This is a genomic window from Pseudomonas sp. PK-RTE-24 (genome assembly GCF_054052265.1).
Genome location: NZ_CM133224.1, coordinates 466,838 through 483,125 on the forward strand (window position 1 = coordinate 466,838; position 16,288 = coordinate 483,125).

Below are 16,288 nucleotides of genomic sequence, written 5' to 3' on the forward strand. Positions count from 1 at the left end.
TACCTCACCTTTAATTTGAAAATATTTTGCGGGGGATTTGTTGCCTGGGCTGACGCCTTCGCGAGCAGGCTCGCTCCCACCTTTGAAATGCCTACCCTGTGGGAGCGAGCCTGCTCGCGAAGAGGCCGGCTGCCTCAGCGCAAAATAATCAGTTGCCCCAACACCCGATGCTGCTCAAATCCCAGTACCCCTTGCAGCGAATTGAGCACCGCTTGCGGATCCTTGCTCGGAAAGCTGCCGCTGACCTTGCGCGCCGCCAGCTCATCGTTGAGCAGCACAATCCGCCCCGGGTAATAGCGGCGCAGATCCTCGACGACATCGGCCAGCGTGGTCTTGTAGTAAGTCAGCCAACCCTGACGCCAGGCCAGTTGCGCTTCACTGTCCACGCCATGCAGTTTTTCCGCTGAGCCGTCGGCGTAGGCAACTTGCTGGCCGGCCGTGAGAATCTGCTGTTGGGCATGCTCGTCTGCCGTCACCGCGACACGCCCGGACAATACCGTCACTTGTGCGCCGTGAGGTTGCCGACGTACTTCGAACTGGGTGCCGAGCACCCGCGCCTCGCCCTGCTCCGCCGCCACCACAAAAGGGTCGCCGGTGTGGGTGACGCTGAAGAAAGCAGCACCTCTGATCAATTTCACGCGGCGCTGGCCATGACTGAAATCCACAGCAATCGCACTGTCGGCATCCAGTGTCACTTGCGACTGATCGGCCAGAGTCACCGTGCGGATTTCCCCAGGTGCCGAGACATGATCGGCGCGCAGATCGTCGAGCCAGCGCTGCGCCTGCCACCCTGTGCCGAGGCTGACCATCAATAGCAGACACGCGGCCAGCGCCAGCGCTCCAGACCAACGCAACATCGGCGAACGACGCGGGGCGTCCATCGCCTGCAGATAACCTTGCAGCGCAAGCGTATCTTCCTCGGCCAGCGTGCGCGCGGGGCTTTCGCTGAGTTCCCAGATCACCTGCGCCTGCGCGTACGCTTCGGCATGGGCCGGATCGGCCCGCAGCCATTGGCTGAAGGTGAGTTGATCGCCAGTGCTCGGGCGGTCGTGCAACAGGCTCAGCCAGGCCAGCGCGGCCTGCTCCTGGGCCGGCGTCGGTGTGATCGGATCGGATGGCTTCACGGTGCTTTCCCTGGCAGGCGTGGCGCGGGGTCGCGCAGGCTGGCCTTGCAGGCCTCGAGGGCGCGCATCATATGTTTTTCCACGGCACTTTGGGACAGGCCCATGGCCTTGGCGATCTCGGCGTACTTGCGCCCATGAATGCGATTGAGCAGAAAGATCTGCCGGGTACGCTCGGGCAAGGCGCGCAACGCGGCTTCGACATGGCGCAGATCGTTGCCGGCTTCGAGGGCGGCCTGGGGTTCGCTGCCGTGGCTGTCGGGTTCGTCCGGCTGCCAGCCTTCGTTGACCCGCGTGCGCGTGCCTTCGCTGCGAAGATGATCGATGGCGATGTTGCCGGCGCAGCGCAGCAGATAGGTGCTGAGTTCTTCGACCTGGACCAGCGGCCGACGCCAGAAGCGCAAAAACAGATCCTGGACCAGATCCGCCGCCGTCGCCCGACAACCGACGCGCCGATTCACCAGCGCCTCCATTTGCGCACGCTGGGACAGAAACACCCGAAGAAAATGCGCACGCGCGCCACGCGCTTCATCGTCACGCGACTCCGGCGGCAGACCGATCAGCACTTCAGCACTGCGCCCAGGCGGCGACCGGGCTGGCCAACAGGCTCAACCCGGCCAGTGCCATGGCCAGACGCGGGCGATACGGCAGCAACAGCACCAATGCCAAAGCGCTGAGCATCAGCACCGCGAACCAGTCGACCAGACCGAAACTCCAGCCATTGGCCGCCACCGCAGCCCACAATGACAGCGCCAGCAACAGCCATCCCGCCAGCGTCAAACCCTGACGGCGGCGCATCGACGGTTTGGCGCCGAGCAACTCGGCATGATGGCGTGGCATCGACAGGCACAACGCGGTGAAGCCGGCATAGGTGAGCAACAGGGCCAGCAGCATCAGTTGGCCCCCTGTTCAACTGTGTTCGAGCGAGGCGAAGAACTTGCTTTGCGAACGCTGACGCGGTCGCCCGTACGCTGCATCTTGCGCGCAGCCCAGCCGAGAAAAAGCCCCGCCGCCAGACACGTCAGATCAAATCCGGCCAGTGCCCAGTCGCGCTGCATCAGGGTCGCGCCAAGATTCCACGGTGTGGTCAGCGCATTGATCAGCGGCACCGCGATAAACAGCGCGGCGCCGAGCGTCAGCTGTTCGATCCACGCCTTGCGTCCCGGACGCAATACCGCGTGCAACAGGCTAAGCCCCCAGGCAATAAAAAACGCATTCACTTCCCAATCGGCCCGCCCCGCCAGACTCACCGGCAACAGTCGATTGGCTAAAAAGAACACCGCCACCGCCGATACCAGGCCGGCCATGCTGGCGATATTCAGCACCTCGACCAGGCGCAATTCGAACGGCAGCGCCGCGCTTTTCATGTGCTTGAGCTGCCGCTTGCCGAGCCAGATCACCAGCCCGGTGCCAATCATCGCCGTGCCGGCCAGTCCGCAAATGAAATACAGCCAGCGCAACAGCGGCCCGGCGAAATGGCCCATGTGCAAACCGTAGAACGCGCCACCCACCGCCATCGCCATGGGTTGATCGGGGGTACTGTTCAGAAGCTGCCCGGTGACGCCATTGAAGGTCACCGCCCGACCGAAATCATGCACCACCCGATCACCCGCGCGAGACAGCACCACCGTGGCGCTGGTGTCGCCCGGGTTGCTCACCGACAGGCGCGCGGTATGGCCACCCGACCACTGCTCGCTGGCCTTGGCCAGTAGCGGCGCCATGGCGGTCAGCGGTGCGGCGACATCGGCGCGCTCGGGCGTCTTCGAGGCGGGAAAGACGTCGTCGTAGAACTTGCGTACGTCGCTGCCGTAAGAGGCAACGATGCTCGCCGGCATAACCATGGACATGAAAATCACCAGGCTGCTGTAAGTGATCATCAAGTGAAACGGCAGCACCAGCACACCCACGGCGTTATGCCCGTCGAGCCAGGAACGCTGGCCCTTGCGCGGGCGGAAAGTGAAGAAGTCCTTGAAGATTTTCTTGTGGGTGATGATGCCGCTGATCAACGCAACGAACATCACCATCGCAGCGAGAGTTGCCAGCCAGCGCCCCCATGGATAAGGCATCTGCAACTGGAAGTGGAAACGGTAAAAGAACTCGCCGCCCATGCTTTCGCGGCCCTGTACTTCGGCCCCGGTCTGAGCGTCGAGGGTTCGGGATTCGAAGCGGCCGCGCTCGCCGGGTTTGCCCGGCGCCTGCTGCCAGCGCACGGTCAGGCCGGGGTCGCGGGCATCGGGCAGATCGATCAGCCAGCGCGAGGCAATGGCGGCGTGTTGCTGCAGATAGTTTTGCGCCTGCGCCAGGCTCGCTTCGCTATCAAGCGAATGTGCAGCGATCTCCGGCTGCATCCAGTGGCTGATTTCATCTTTGAAGTAAGCGAGCGTGCCGGTGAGGAAAATCGCGAACAGCAGCCAGCCGAACACCAGCCCGGCCCAGGTGTGCAGCCAGGCCATCGCCTGGCGGAAACCCTCTTTCATGCCAGCCCCAGTCCGCGCGCGGCACCGGAAACGGTGGCAAGAATCACGCTTGGCACCAGCAAGCCGACCCACGCCGACCATGCGCTGCGGCAGGCAAAGCACCAGAGCACGGCAACGAGATAGACCAGAAAGGACACGGTCATGCCGGTGACCACGGCTTCGGCGCGGTTCAGCGGCAGCCACAACGTCAGGGTGACGCTGGCCAGCGCCGCGACCAGATAGCCGCCGAAAATCGCCGCCAATACCCGCGAAGTGACGGCCAGACGATAGGACATGGGAAGGGTGGCGAGTTTGCCTTTCATGTTTCGACCCTGAAACGAAAAACGTTCGGCCGACAAGCCGAATCTACAGGCGAGCAATATTAATGATAAATATTCTCATACGCAAAAGCATCTGATTGCCGGACACTGTCGCCAGCCTCTACAATGCGAACCGTTCTTGTTCTCTAATGCACGTTCTCTACGCAAGTTTTGCGTCCGGAGTCATTTCGTTGCCGCCCGCCCATCCCGTCGAATCGCTCTACCATGCCCATCACAGTTGGCTCACCGGCTGGTTGCGGCGCAAGCTCGGCTGCCCGGACAGCGCAGCGGATCTGGCTCAGGACACGTTCATCAAGGTGCTGACCGCCCGCGAGCCACCAGTGATCATCGAGCCGCGCGCCTTTCTCACTACGCTGGCCAAGCGCGTACTGTTCAACCATTACCGGCGGCAGGATGTGGAACGCGCCTACCTCGAGACACTGGCGCAGATGCCTGAAATGGTCGCGCCGTCAGAAGAGCACAAAGCGATCATCCTGCAGACATTGGTCGAACTCGATGAGCTGCTCGACGGTTTGCCGCGCCAGATCAAACGCGCGTTCCTGCTCGCTCAGGTCGATGGTCTGACTTATCCACAGATCGCCGCAGAACTGGGAATCTCGGTGGCCACGGTCAAACGCCATTTGAACAAAGCGGCCATGCGCTGCTATTTCGCCCTGTGAATCGCACGCCGGATTTCTCCGCGCAAGTCGCCGAACAGGCGGTGCACTGGTTGCTGGAAATGCAGCAGGGCACGCTGACCTCGCGCCAGCAACAGGCATGGCAACAATGGCTGGATGCACACAGCGAACACCGCCGAGCGTGGGAACACATGCAACGGGTCAACCAGCGCTTGCGCGGCGTGTCGTCGCCGTTGGCCCACGCCGCGTTGAACGGACCGAAATCCGGCAGCCGCCGTCAGGCGCTGAAAATGTTGCTGATTCTCGGTGCCGGCTCAGCGGCGACCTGGGGCATGCGCGAGCACACTCCGTTGCCGTCGCTGCTCGCCGATTACCGCACGCCGGTCGGCCAGCGGCGCAAGATTGGCCTGGGCGGTGCCGATTCGTTGCAGCTCAATACCGCCAGCTCGGTTGATGTTGATGGTGCGCAGCGGTTGATTGGTCTGCTTGAGGGCGAAATGCTGTTGAGCGCTGCGAATCCGTTCGAAATACGCACGGCACACGGCGTGCTGAAAAGCCAAGGTGCGCGCGTCAATGTGCGGCAGTTTGCCGATCGCACGCAGATCGCCCTGTTTGAAGGACGAGTCGAACTCGTCGCCAACCAGCGCGCGCCCCTGCTGCTGCCGATCGCGCGGCAGTTGAGTTTTACTGCCAGCTCGGTCAGCGACCCCAAACCGCTGGACGCCAACAGCGGTGCATGGACCGACGGCATGCTGGTCGCCGCCCATATGCGCCTCGGCGATTTCCTCGAAGAGCTTGGCCGCTACCGGCGCGGGCAGCTGCGGTGCGACAGTCAGGTTGCCGACCTGCTGATTTCCGGGACGTATCCGCTGGATGACAGCGAGCGGATTCTCGACCTGCTGCAGATCAGTCTGCCGGTGCAAGTGAAGCGCTTTACCCGTTATTGGGTGAGCGTCGAAGCGCGGGTTTAAAAAGCAAGATCAAAAGATCGCAGCCTTCGGCAGCTCCTACATTTGGAATGCATTTTTTCTGTAGGAGCTGCCGAAGGCTGCGATCTTTTGATTCTGAAAAAATAAATGAGCCGTTTTTCAGATCTGGCGTGACAGAGAAGGAAAGCCCCCTTGATTCCACCTTCTCAGGATCATCCACATGCAGCCCACCCGCCTTACGCCACTGGCCCGCAGCCTGCGCAATCTTCTGCTCGGCGCCAGCCTGAGTTTCACCGCCCTGCCCGCTGCGCTGGGCGCCGAGACCAAGATTTATCACATCGCCCCGGCGTCGCTGGAAACCGCGCTGAACCAGTTTGGCCGTGAAGCAGGCGTGCTGATTTCCTTCGGTTCGCAAGTCACCAGCGGTGTGCAGAGCCGTGGTCTGGAAGGCAACTACACCGCGCAACAAGGCCTTGACGCCTTACTCGAAGGCACCGGCCTGCAAGCCCGCGCCGAAGGCGACAATGCCTTCAGCCTGCAACCGCTGGCTGACGCGGCGCTGGAGCTGGGCACTTCGACCGTGGTCGGCGACTGGCTCGGCGATGCAGCGCAGATCAACGTCTTCGAACACCCCGGGGCGCGTGATGTGATCCGCCGCGAAGAATTCGAACGCCAGGGCGCGACCCAGGCCCGCGATGTACTCAATCGCATCCCCGGTGTGAATGCGCCGGAGAACAACGGCACGGGCAGCCACGACATGGCACTGAATTTCGGCATTCGCGGTTTGAATCCACGCCTGGCCGCACGCTCGACAGTATTGATGGATGGCATCCCGGTGCCGTTCGCGCCGTATGGTCAGCCGCAGCTTTCGTTCGCGCCGATCAGCATGGGCAACATGGATGCCGTGGACGTGGTGCGTGGCGGCGGCGCGGTGCGTTACGGCCCGCAGAACGTCGGCGGCGTGGTCAACTTCGTGACCCGGGCGATTCCCGACGAGCCAACGGTCAAGGGAGGTTTGCAGACTGAAACCAGCCCATCGTCGAGCCACGACGGTTTCAAGACCAGCGCCAATCTGCTGGCCGGCGGCACCAACGCCAACGGCCTCGGTGGCGCCTTGCTGTACTCCGGCACCCGTGGTGGTGACTGGCGTGAACACAGCGATACCGAGATCGACGACCTGATCCTCAAGGGCAAGTACCAGCTCGACGACGCCAACAGCTTCAACGCCATGGCCCAGTATTACGAGGGCAAGGCCGACATGCCCGGCGGTCTCAATGTCGCCGATTACGATGCCGATCCGTATCAGTCGACGCGACCGAAAGACCAGTTCTGGGGGCGCCGCACGATGTTCAACTTCGGCTATCGCTATCAGCAAGATCGCCGAGAATTCACCGCCAACACCTTCTTCACCAAAACCCTGCGCAGCGGTTATCTGGATCAGGGCACGTTTCTTTCGCTGTCGCCCCGCGAGTATTGGGTGCGTGGTCTGGAAACCCGTTTCGCCCAAGGCTTCGACCTGGGTCCGAGCAGCCACGAAGTCGGCGTCGGCTACCGCTACATCAATGAGGCCGGCCACGAACTGCGTTATCGCACGCCGATCAGCGCCAACGAATACCCGACCACCAGCAGCCGCAACGACCGTGACACTCGCGGTGGTACCGAGGCCAACGCATTCTTCGTCGATGACCGCATCGACATCGGCAAATGGACCATCACCCCGGGCGTGCGCTACGAGATGATCGAGTCGCAACAGACCAACAACCTGACCAACGTCAAATACAAGGGCGACTACAACACCGCGCTGCCGGCGCTGAACGTGCTCTATCACCTCACCGACAGCTGGAATCTGTACGCCAACACCGAAGGCTCGTTCGGCAGCGTGCAATACAGCCAGATGCCCAACCGGGTCAGCAGCGGCGAAGTAAAGCCGGAAAAGGCCCGCACCTGGGAACTCGGCACGCGCTATGACAACGGTGCTCTGCGCGCTGAAATCGGTGCGTTCCTGATCAACTTCGACAACCAGTACGAGAGCAACCAGACCAACGACTCGGTGATCGCTCGCGGCGAAACCCGCCATCAGGGCATCGAGACCAGCGTCAATTACGCGCTCGACGACTTGAGCCCGGCGCTGGCCGGTTTCGATGTCTACGTCAGTTATGCCTATGTCGATGCGACCATTCGCGAAGACGGGCCGAACAAAGGCAACCGCGTGCCTTTTTCCTCCAAGCACAAAGGCACGATTGGCGTCGGTTATACCGAAGGGCCATGGAAGCTGAATCTGGACAGCAGCTTCCAGAGCGACCAGTTTGCCGACAACGCCAACACCTCGAAGGAAAGTGCCGATGGCAGCACCGGCAAGATCCCCGGTTACATGCTGTTCAGCAGCCGCGCCGGGTATGACTTCGGACCGCAACTGTCGGATTTGAATGTGGCGGTGGGGGTGAAGAACATCTTCAACACGCAGTACTTCACACGCTCGTTCGATGACAACAACAAGGGCAAGTACGTAGGTGAGCCGCGGACGGTTTATGTACAGACGTCGGTGGCGTTCTGACCCCACCCCATCGAAGATCAAAAGCCCCTCACCCTAACCCTCTCCCAAAGGGAGAGGGAACTGACCGAGGTGTATTTACGATTTACGCTCGCCTGCAATATCGAGCCGAACGCTGGACTTGAAAACAACCGGAATCGGCCCCCTCTCCCAGAGGGTGAGGGACTGACCGAGGTGTATTTACGATTTACGCTCGCCTGCAATATCGAGCCGAACGCTGGACTTGAAAACAACCGGGATCGGCCCCCTCTCCCAGAGGGTGAGGGACTGACCGAGGTGTATTTACGATTTACGCTCGCCTGCAATATCGAGCCGAACGCTGGACTTGAAAACAACCGGAATCGGCCCCTTCCCCCAGAGGGTGAGGGACTGACCGAGGTGTATTTACGATTTACGCTCGCCTGCAATATCGAGCCGAACGCTGGACTTGAAAACAACCGGAATCGGCTCCCTCTCCCTCGGGAGAGGGCTGGGGTGAGGGGCTACGGTTTTAAACCCTGCGAGCAATCACCAACACCACAAACAAAAAACGGGCCTGCATCAGCAGGCCCGTTCTCCTTTGGTTACTTGTGAAATCAGCGCATCAACTGTTGATCGCTGCCTGTTCGTTCTCGTCAAATTCTTCCGCCAACAGCTTGTCGTTGGCTTTGCCGGTAAATGGCACTACAGCGGCGCGTGGTTTACCTCGCAGTTTGCCGAACAGATGATCCAGTTTGTGCTCGAGTTTCTCGGCAGCACCGTCGATCGCCTGTTCCAGCGAATCGGCTTTATGAGTCACGGAAATCGGTTGGTGGCCTTTTGGCCGCGCTTCCAGTTGGCAGCGCAAGTCATGGGGACCTGGTTTCTCGCCGTTCTCGTCGCTCAGGTGGACTTCGACACGGGTCAGGTCTTCTTCATAACGGTCGAGCGTGCTCTCAATAGTTGTACGTACCCACTCCTCCAGTCGCTTACTGCTTTGAATATGGTTATCGCTGTTGACTTGGATTTGCATAGTTCATCCCTTATTTCAGCTAGCTCGCTGGAGGCCTTGAGTTGAATTTCCTGACCTCCTGGTTACAACAATCGGCCCGAGCGACGAACATTTCAACCCCTGAAAAAAGAAAAATATTCATTCGCAAAAAAAGCCGGACAACCGAGCTGGGCGCTGTTAATGTCGGGAGTTGGGTCGACCCGCTCCGCAGAAAAATCTGCTCACATCTGTTGCTCATTCAGCGGGTGCAGGCTGCGAAAAATTCCCGCCTCTTCCACCAGCCAGTCATGCACAGCGCGCACGCCCGGATGGCTCAACGCCCCCGGCGCATATAGCAGCACGTAGCGTTTATGGTTGGGCACCGACAAGCCGAACGGCACGATCAAAGTGCCGCGCTCCAGCTCATCGTTGAGCAACGTGCGCCGGGCAATCGCCACGCCCATGCCAGCGATCGCCGCTTCGATGGTCAAGTGATTGCGATTGAACGTGTGGCCGCGCCGCACATCGGCGCCTTCGAAGCCGATCGCATTCAAATAGAACTCCCATTCCGCGTATTCGTAACTGCCACGCCAGGCGGTGATGTCGTGCAGCAACGGGAAATGCACCAGATCCGCGGGCCCGTGCAACGGCGGTCGCCCACGTAACAGGCTCGGCGCGCACACCGGGAAAATCTGCTCGTCGAGCAAGGCTGTGGATAACAATCCGGGGTAACTGCCATCGTTGAGGTCGATGGCCAGATCGAAATCGCCCTCATGCAAGGGCACGCTGCTGTCCTCGGCCACCAGGCGCAACTGGATGTCCGGAAAGCGTTGCTGCAAGCGCGGCAGGCGCGGGGTCAGCCACTTGCCGAGAAACGACGGGATCGAACGCAACCGCAGAGTCCCGCTGATCATCCCGGCGTCCAGCCGGCGCAATTCCGCATCGATGCTGCCATAGGCTTCATTGACGGTAATCGCCAGCCGCTGCCCCTGTGCACTCAACTCAACACCCCGCGCGCGCCGATGAAACAGGCGAAAGCCCAGGCGCTCTTCCAATTGGCGGATCTGCTGGCTGACCGCGCCCGGGGTGATGTGCAGCTCTTCGGCACAACGGGTGAACGACAGGTGCCGCGCGGCACAGGCAAACACCTGCAGCCAGACATAGGTCTGGGCATGCAATTGACGACTCATTGTTTAGTCCTGCTAAAGGCTGTCTTAGGAGGTTTCGTTGGTCACCTCGAACCGAGGCAGGCAGTATCGCCGACATTGCGCTTGTCCGACAAAAAATGGCAGCGATTCCTACTCCATTGCTTGTAAGGGTTTAGCATGGCTATCAGTGTTTTCGATCTATTCAAAGTGGGCATCGGTCCGTCCAGTTCCCATACCGTCGGCCCGATGCGCGCAGCGGCGACCTTTGCCCAGGCCCTGATCGACCAGCATCTGCTCTATGACGTGCGACGGGTGGAAATCCGTCTGTACGGCTCACTGTCTGCGACCGGCGTTGGCCATGCCACCGATCGCGCGACGGTCATGGGCCTGATGGGCGAGTGGCCGGACAGCATCGATCCTTCGACCATCGATCCACGCATTCAGCAACTGCGCGAAACCGGACAACTGTCCCTCGCCGGTCAACGCTCGATTGCGTTTGACTGGCAGAGCGATCTGCTGCTGCTCGACGAGAGCTTGCCCTACCACCCCAACGCCATGTCGCTGAGCGCCTTTGGCGAAAGCGCCGAGCTGTTCGCGCAAACCTATTACTCGGTGGGCGGCGGTTTCATCGTCGAAGCGGCTGAAGCCGAGTCTGGCGTGGCGCCAACCAGCGACGTGGTGTTGCCGTACGATTTTTCCAGCGCCGCCGAACTGCTCGCCCTCTGCAAACAACACAATCTGCGCGTGTCCGAACTGATGATGGCCAACGAACGCGCCTGGCGCAGCGATGCCGAGATTCGCCAAGGCCTGCTGCACATCTGGTCAGTGATGCGCGAGTGCGTCGAACAAGGTTTGCGCCACGAAGGCATCCTGCCCGGCGGTCTGAAAGTACCGCGCCGCGCGGCGAAACTGCATCGCAGCCTGCTGGAAATCGGCAAACCGAATGTGATCAGTTCGACCCTGTCGGCAATGGAATGGGTCAACCTGTTCGCCCTTGCCGTCAACGAAGAAAACGCGGCCGGTGGGCGCATGGTCACCGCGCCGACCAATGGCGCCGCCGGCATCATTCCGGCCGTTCTGCACTACTACATGAAATTCAATCCGGACGCGTCTGACGATGACGTCGTCGCGTTCTTTCTCGGTGCAGCCGCCGTGGGCATTTTGTGCAAGAAAAACGCCTCCATCTCCGGTGCCGAGGTCGGCTGTCAGGGCGAAGTCGGTTCAGCTTGCGCAATGGCCGCCGCCGGCCTCGCCGACGTCCTCGGCGCGACACCGGAGCAACTGGAGAACGCTGCCGAAATCGGCCTGGAACACAACCTCGGCCTGACCTGCGATCCGGTCGGTGGCCTGGTGCAAGTGCCGTGCATCGAGCGCAATGCCATCGCGGCGGTGAAGGCGATCAACGCCACGCAAATGGCCCTGCGCGGCGACGGCAATCATTTCATTTCCCTCGACCGGGTGATCCGCACCATGCGCGACACCGGCGCCGACATGCACGACAAGTACAAGGAAACCTCGCGGGGCGGGCTGGCGGTGAACTGGGTGGAATGCTGATCGGCCTGACTGCACTGTCAGCGATCATCGGCTGATTCCTGCCCTGAAAACGCGCCACAAAAAACGGCGAGCCCCGAGGCTCGCCGTTTTTTTCGCCGTGTTTATTGTTCGACAATTTTTCCGGCATGCCCCTTGCTACATCACCCTTGAGGCAAACGGACATTGCAAACCTCAGCGAACGAGATGCCAGTGGTCTGGTGTTGCGAACCAAATCAGATCATGGCCGGTCAACAACTGCACGTTCAATCAGGCGGTGACGCATCATGGACAACCCATTTCAGATCATTACCGATGCTTTCGCGCCGGACTATCAGATCAATCTGAGCATTCAGGGCCTGGACGGCAGCATCATGCTGACCCTGTCCAACGCCGGCCGCATTGTGGCCAAGCGCATGATCAGTGCCGAACAGCGCAACGATCCCGAGCGTTTGAAGAGGCTGGTGCAAAGCATCCAGTTCGGCATCGCCATCGAACAGGGCCACAGCGCCATGTCGATTCTCGAAGCCATGACCAGCGGCGCCGGGCTCACCCCGCCACCGCCACGCGTCAAGGGCCAGCCCGGCCAGGCGGCGGGCCTTTAAAGCTCGCCCTTCTCCACTTCAGGATGTTCGCTGGAGCCCGTGCCGAGCTTGCGCTGCGGGTTCTCGATCTTCACTGAGGGGAATTGCGACGAAGCGTAACGCACCACCAGGATCGCAAACGCCAGCAGCAGAATGCCGCCGCACAGGTAGATAATGCCCATGTCCGGTGGGTTGTGGTGCGAGACGTTGGAGATCAGCAGGCGCGTCAGCGCGGTGATCGCCACGTAGATCAGGAAGCGCACCGGCATGTGGTTGGTCTTGAAATAAATCCCGACCATCGCGCCCAGTTCCAGATAGATGAACAGCAACAGAATGTCATCGATCTTGATGTGCCCGACTTCGAGCATCCCGAGAAACTCCATCACCGCCGCCCACGCTGTCACCGCACCGATGGCGAACAGCGCCAGATAGTGAAAGGTTTCGACGAACAGGTTGCCCAGGGACTCGGCCAGTTGATGCACGTTACGCCGCAGTTTCTCGGCCCAATTTATTTTCACGATGAGTTTCCTTAGCCCGTTTCGGGCGGATGATGCGTATCGCACGTGACGGTTTTGCGCGCGCGCCTTGTAGCAACGGTTTTCATGCAGGTTCAGGGCCACGCATCATGGCGATCCGCCGCAAATCCCGCGCCGTGGCGTTTGGTCGCAGGCTCGCGGCTTTGCACAATCCCCGTGGGAGCGAGCCTGCTCGCGAATAGCAGCCACACCGTACCCCTGACAAACCCCGAATCCGGTCTACATTGAAAAGCCACTACCCATGGCGCAGGGATTCGCTTATCCTTTTCGCTGTATATGGATACAGTAGTCGTCAAGACAACTTAATGTGAAGGCATGTGAGGTGGTGAATGGCCGTCGAAGTGGTATACCGCAGCAGCCGAGATCTGGAGCGCTTGTTCATGGATAAAGCCGAAGCTGATCGTCATGACAAAATGCTCGAACTGGCCGAATATCTGGCCGATGTGCTGCAAAAAGCCGTTCCGTCCCTGACTGAACAGCAAGTGGAAGAAGCCGGGATCTACATGGCGAAGAATCGCGATGTGTTCGCCAGAGCGTTCAAGAGCCAGCCCGATGCGCTGTCGGAGCTGATCAATGCGCCGGCCGAGCCTGTCGAAAAAGCTGAAGCGGCAGAACCTGATGAGGCGCCGGCGAAGCCAGCCAAACCAGCGAAAGCGCCGAAGTAATTAGAAAGATCGCAGCCTTCGGCAGCTCCTGCACTCGGAATGTAGGAGCTGCCGAAGGCTGCGATCTTTTGCTTTCAGCGATACAAAACCTTTTCGGCCAACTCATCCGCCACCCGCGCCGGCGAACGTTTTTCCGCCTGAGCATGGGCGAAGACTTCGGTCAGCCGCGAACTGATTTTCGACAGATGCGCCGTAATCGTCGGCAACTCCTCACCGCGATGTTTAAGCGATACGTAAATCAGCCCGCCGGCATTGATCACATAATCCGGCGCATAAAGAATCCCGCGCCGTTCCAGTTGATCCGCCACATCCAGATGGGAAAGTTGATTGTTCGCCGAACCGGCCACCGCCGAGCAGCGCAGCTGTGAAACGCTGTGACTGTTGAGCACACCGCCCAACCCGCACGGCGCGAGAATGTCGCACGGCGTGCTGAGCAATGCGTCGTTGGCGATCGGGTGAGCATTGAGCTGCTCCATCGCCAGTTGCACCTTGCCGTGGTCGATGTCACTGACGAGCAACTCGGCGCCTGCCGCGTGCAGTTGCTCGGCCAGCGCAAAACCGACATTGCCAAGCCCCTGGATGGCAACGCGCAGACCTTCGAGGTTGTCGCTGCCCAGGCGCGCCATCGCCGTGGCGCGTATGCCGGCGAACACGCCCATGGCCGCATGCGGCGCCGGGTCGCCTGCCGAAGTGGTGCTGGTAACGTGGCGGGTCTGCTGGGCAATGCAGTCCATGTCCGCCACTGACGTACCGCTGTCGATGGCGGTGATATAGCGGCCGTCGAGTTGCTCGATGCAACGTCCGAAAGCCTCGAACAACGCGGCGCGATTCTCGACATGGGCCGGGCGCACGATCACCGCCACCCCGCCACCTTGCGCGAGGCCGGCGAGCGCCGCTTTGTAGCTCATGTTTTGCGCCAGGCGAATGGCGTCCTCGACCGCAGATTCGTCGTTGGGATAGGCAAGGTAACGGCACCCACCCAGGGCTGGCCCCAGATGGCTGTTATGAATGGCAATGACCGCCTTCAACCCGGTGGCCGGGTCCACGCTCAGGTGCAGCGATTCCAGGCGAGTGCTTTGCATGAGAGCGAACATCGACAGGCTCCCGAATCACTTCTTGTAGAACGCCAGTATAGGCTTGCCCCTGAAAATTGCTGGCGCACACCGGCATGAGCCGCCGAGCGGACAATGCTGCGCCGCTATAACTCGCGCTCAGTGAGCCCGGCACTGGACGAACAACCCGGACGGGGCTAAAACGAGGCATTGGAGGGAGATTCAGATGAGTGCGCGCCAACGCTTTTTCGAATGCCTGCATCGTTCACCGCCGGCCCTGCTGGAAGCTGCGCTGTGGATAAGTGCCGAGCACGACAAAACCCTCGAGCCCGAGGCATGGTTGCGCACCTTCAAGGATCTGCAACTACGCGTCAGCTATGGGCTGCCGATGCTGCCGGTCAGCGAACTGGCGCAACCGCTGTTGCGACGCATGGTCGATCTCGGTTTCGCGCAGGATGATTTCCTGCCGCTGCGCCCGCAGGCGGCGCTGCTGCATCGCGTGTTGCACACCCAACGCGGTCAGCCGTTGGCATTGGCGTTGATCGCACTGGAATTGGCGCGTGGGTTGGAGATTCCTCTGGTCGGGGTCAACTTCCCCGGACATTTTCTGCTGCGGGTACCCGGCGCCGACCACTTGCTCGATCCTTGCGGCGGGCGGCGACTGTATCCCAATGACTGCCGAGAACTGTTGCAACGCCAATACGGGCCGAACATGCAGCTCAGCGCCGAACATTTGCTGAGCGCAACGCCGGTGCAGATGCTGCAACGTCTGTCACGCAACCTGCGCCAATTGCACCTGACCCACGACGATCACATCGCCGCGCTGATCGACGCAGGACGAGTGCTCGAACTGGGCGATGCGAAGGCCTCCGATTACATGGCCCGGGCCAGTCTGTATCAACGGCTGGATTGCCCGAACGCTGAACGCTTCGATCTGGAGCATGCATTATTGCTCAGCGAAGACCCGATCCAGCGCCTGCGCCTGACCGAACGCCTCGGCCATCTGCCGCCCAACTCCGTCGTGCATTAACTACCTTCCGCAGGCTGCCACCATCCTTGAGGCCCACACAAACCTGTGTGGGAGCGAGCCTGCTCGCGAAAGCGGTGTGTCAGCTGAATGAAAGGCCACTGACACTCCGTCTTCGCGAGCAGGCTCGCTCCCACAGGAATTACGGGGTGTCTGGTTGATTGGCAGGATGCGCCTTGATAAACGCCGGATGTTCAGCCGCCAACGCAGCCACACGGCAAATTTTCGGATACGCCTCCAGGCTGACGTTGAACCGCTCAGCCGCATACAACTGCGGAATCAGATACACATCTGCCACGCACGGCCATTCGCCAAAACAGAAACCGCTGTCGCCGATCAACTGCTCCACCGTTGCCAGCCCTTGGCTGATCCAATGGCTGATCCACTCCACCACTTGCGCCTCATTCTGCCCCGCCTGGCGCAGGCGATTGAGCACGCTGACGTTATGCAGCGGGTGCACATCGCAGCCGATCACCGCCGCGACACCGCGCACCTGCGCGCGCGCCAGCAGATCATCCGGCAGCAACGGCACCTGCGGGTATCGCTCTTCCAGATACTCGATGATCGCCGGCGATTGAATCAGCAGCGCACCATCATCGGTGCGCAAGGTCGGCACCCGGCCCTGCGGATTGAGCGCCAGATACGCCGGTTGCCGATGTTCACCGCCCGACGGTGCGATCAGGTTGACCGGCAACGCCTGGTAATCGAGGCCCTTCAACGCCAGCGCAATGCGCACCCGATACGACGAAGTGGAACGGTAATAGCCATAGAGATCCATAAGC

General features: G+C 60.8%; 16 protein-coding genes and 1 pseudogene. 7 read left to right on the forward strand and 10 right to left on the reverse strand.

Features of this window, described 5'->3' with window-relative positions; translation table 11 throughout:
* Window positions 1-134: 134 nt before the first annotated feature.
* From ACV8MC_RS02115 to ACV8MC_RS02135, 5 genes are read right to left on the reverse strand one after another with little or no spacing between them, the layout of a single operon-like run.
* Window positions 135-1,124 (reverse strand): FecR family protein, encoded by a 990-nt coding sequence (locus ACV8MC_RS02115; protein ID WP_305382247.1) that lies wholly within the window; start codon window positions 1,122-1,124, stop codon window positions 135-137.
* Window positions 1,121-1,687, reverse strand: coding sequence for an RNA polymerase sigma factor (locus tag ACV8MC_RS02120; protein WP_457264320.1), 567 nt, complete (start codon window positions 1,685-1,687; stop codon window positions 1,121-1,123). The genes ACV8MC_RS02115 and ACV8MC_RS02120 overlap by 4 nt, the downstream gene beginning before the upstream one ends.
* Before the next feature lies 1 nt (window position 1,688).
* The gene (locus ACV8MC_RS02125) at window positions 1,689-2,015 is read right to left on the reverse strand and encodes a DUF3325 domain-containing protein (protein ID WP_457264322.1); all 327 of its coding nucleotides are present in this window, start codon (window positions 2,013-2,015) and stop codon (window positions 1,689-1,691) included.
* Complete coding sequence (locus ACV8MC_RS02130; RefSeq protein ID WP_457264324.1) at window positions 2,015-3,598, reverse strand: PepSY-associated TM helix domain-containing protein; 1,584 nt, start codon at window positions 3,596-3,598, stop codon at window positions 2,015-2,017. Before ACV8MC_RS02130 ends, ACV8MC_RS02125 begins: the two co-directional genes overlap by 1 nt.
* Entirely contained in the window at window positions 3,595-3,900 is a 306-nt protein-coding gene (locus ACV8MC_RS02135; protein WP_041479671.1) for a DUF3649 domain-containing protein, read from the reverse strand. Before ACV8MC_RS02135 ends, ACV8MC_RS02130 begins: the two co-directional genes overlap by 4 nt.
* A gap of 146 nt (window positions 3,901-4,046) precedes the next feature.
* Between ACV8MC_RS02135 and ACV8MC_RS02140 the strand changes: the two genes are divergently transcribed.
* The 3 genes from ACV8MC_RS02140 (at window position 4,047) to fecA (ending at window position 8,018) form a co-directional block, all read left to right on the forward strand.
* Window positions 4,047-4,577, forward strand: a complete 531-nt coding sequence (locus ACV8MC_RS02140; protein ID WP_258711022.1) for a sigma-70 family RNA polymerase sigma factor — start codon at window positions 4,047-4,049, stop codon at window positions 4,575-4,577.
* Window positions 4,574-5,506 (forward strand): DUF4880 domain-containing protein, encoded by a 933-nt coding sequence (locus tag ACV8MC_RS02145; protein WP_457264326.1) that lies wholly within the window; start codon window positions 4,574-4,576, stop codon window positions 5,504-5,506. Before ACV8MC_RS02140 ends, ACV8MC_RS02145 begins: the two co-directional genes overlap by 4 nt.
* A gap of 178 nt (window positions 5,507-5,684) precedes the next feature.
* Complete coding sequence (fecA, locus tag ACV8MC_RS02150; protein WP_457264328.1) at window positions 5,685-8,018, forward strand: TonB-dependent Fe(3+) dicitrate receptor FecA; 2,334 nt, start codon at window positions 5,685-5,687, stop codon at window positions 8,016-8,018.
* Window positions 8,019-8,598: 580 nt separating this feature from the next.
* On the opposite strand, the gene ACV8MC_RS02155 is transcribed toward fecA, so the two are convergent.
* Together ACV8MC_RS02155 and ACV8MC_RS02160 are read right to left on the reverse strand one after the other, a co-directional pair.
* Entirely contained in the window at window positions 8,599-9,006 is a 408-nt protein-coding gene (locus ACV8MC_RS02155; RefSeq protein WP_016771629.1) for an HPF/RaiA family ribosome-associated protein, read from the reverse strand.
* A 200-nt stretch (window positions 9,007-9,206) separates the two neighbouring features.
* The gene (locus ACV8MC_RS02160) at window positions 9,207-10,154 is read right to left on the reverse strand and encodes a LysR substrate-binding domain-containing protein (protein ID WP_016771630.1); all 948 of its coding nucleotides are present in this window, start codon (window positions 10,152-10,154) and stop codon (window positions 9,207-9,209) included.
* A 135-nt stretch (window positions 10,155-10,289) separates the two neighbouring features.
* On the opposite strand from ACV8MC_RS02160, the gene ACV8MC_RS02165 reads away from it, so the two are divergent.
* Both ACV8MC_RS02165 and ACV8MC_RS02170 read left to right on the forward strand, forming a co-directional pair.
* Window positions 10,290-11,666 (forward strand): L-serine ammonia-lyase, encoded by a 1,377-nt coding sequence (locus tag ACV8MC_RS02165; protein ID WP_095180402.1) that lies wholly within the window; start codon window positions 10,290-10,292, stop codon window positions 11,664-11,666.
* A gap of 263 nt (window positions 11,667-11,929) precedes the next feature.
* Window positions 11,930-12,247 (forward strand): DUF3509 domain-containing protein, encoded by a 318-nt coding sequence (locus ACV8MC_RS02170; RefSeq protein WP_016771632.1) that lies wholly within the window; start codon window positions 11,930-11,932, stop codon window positions 12,245-12,247.
* On the opposite strand, the gene ACV8MC_RS02175 is transcribed toward ACV8MC_RS02170, so the two are convergent.
* Entirely contained in the window at window positions 12,244-12,744 is a 501-nt protein-coding gene (locus ACV8MC_RS02175) for a phosphate-starvation-inducible protein PsiE (RefSeq protein WP_039759287.1), read from the reverse strand. The genes ACV8MC_RS02170 and ACV8MC_RS02175 overlap by 4 nt on opposite strands.
* Before the next feature lie 347 nt (window positions 12,745-13,091).
* On the opposite strand from ACV8MC_RS02175, the pseudogene ACV8MC_RS02180 reads away from it, so the two are divergent.
* Window positions 13,092-13,346, forward strand: a pseudogene (locus ACV8MC_RS02180) (YebG family protein); the annotation flags it as partial.
* A 155-nt stretch (window positions 13,347-13,501) separates the two neighbouring features.
* Here ACV8MC_RS02180 and ACV8MC_RS02185 read toward each other — a convergent pair.
* Entirely contained in the window at window positions 13,502-14,521 is a 1,020-nt protein-coding gene (locus ACV8MC_RS02185; RefSeq protein ID WP_041479665.1) for a Glu/Leu/Phe/Val dehydrogenase family protein, read from the reverse strand.
* Window positions 14,522-14,705: 184 nt separating this feature from the next.
* On the opposite strand from ACV8MC_RS02185, the gene ACV8MC_RS02190 reads away from it, so the two are divergent.
* Window positions 14,706-15,509: a transglutaminase family protein gene (locus ACV8MC_RS02190; RefSeq protein ID WP_095180401.1), complete on the forward strand. Its 804-nt coding sequence runs from the start codon at window positions 14,706-14,708 to the stop codon at window positions 15,507-15,509.
* A 139-nt stretch (window positions 15,510-15,648) separates the two neighbouring features.
* On the opposite strand, the gene maiA is transcribed toward ACV8MC_RS02190, so the two are convergent.
* Entirely contained in the window at window positions 15,649-16,284 is a 636-nt protein-coding gene (maiA, locus tag ACV8MC_RS02195; RefSeq protein ID WP_056782996.1) for a maleylacetoacetate isomerase, read from the reverse strand.
* Window positions 16,285-16,288: the final 4 nt, after the last annotated feature.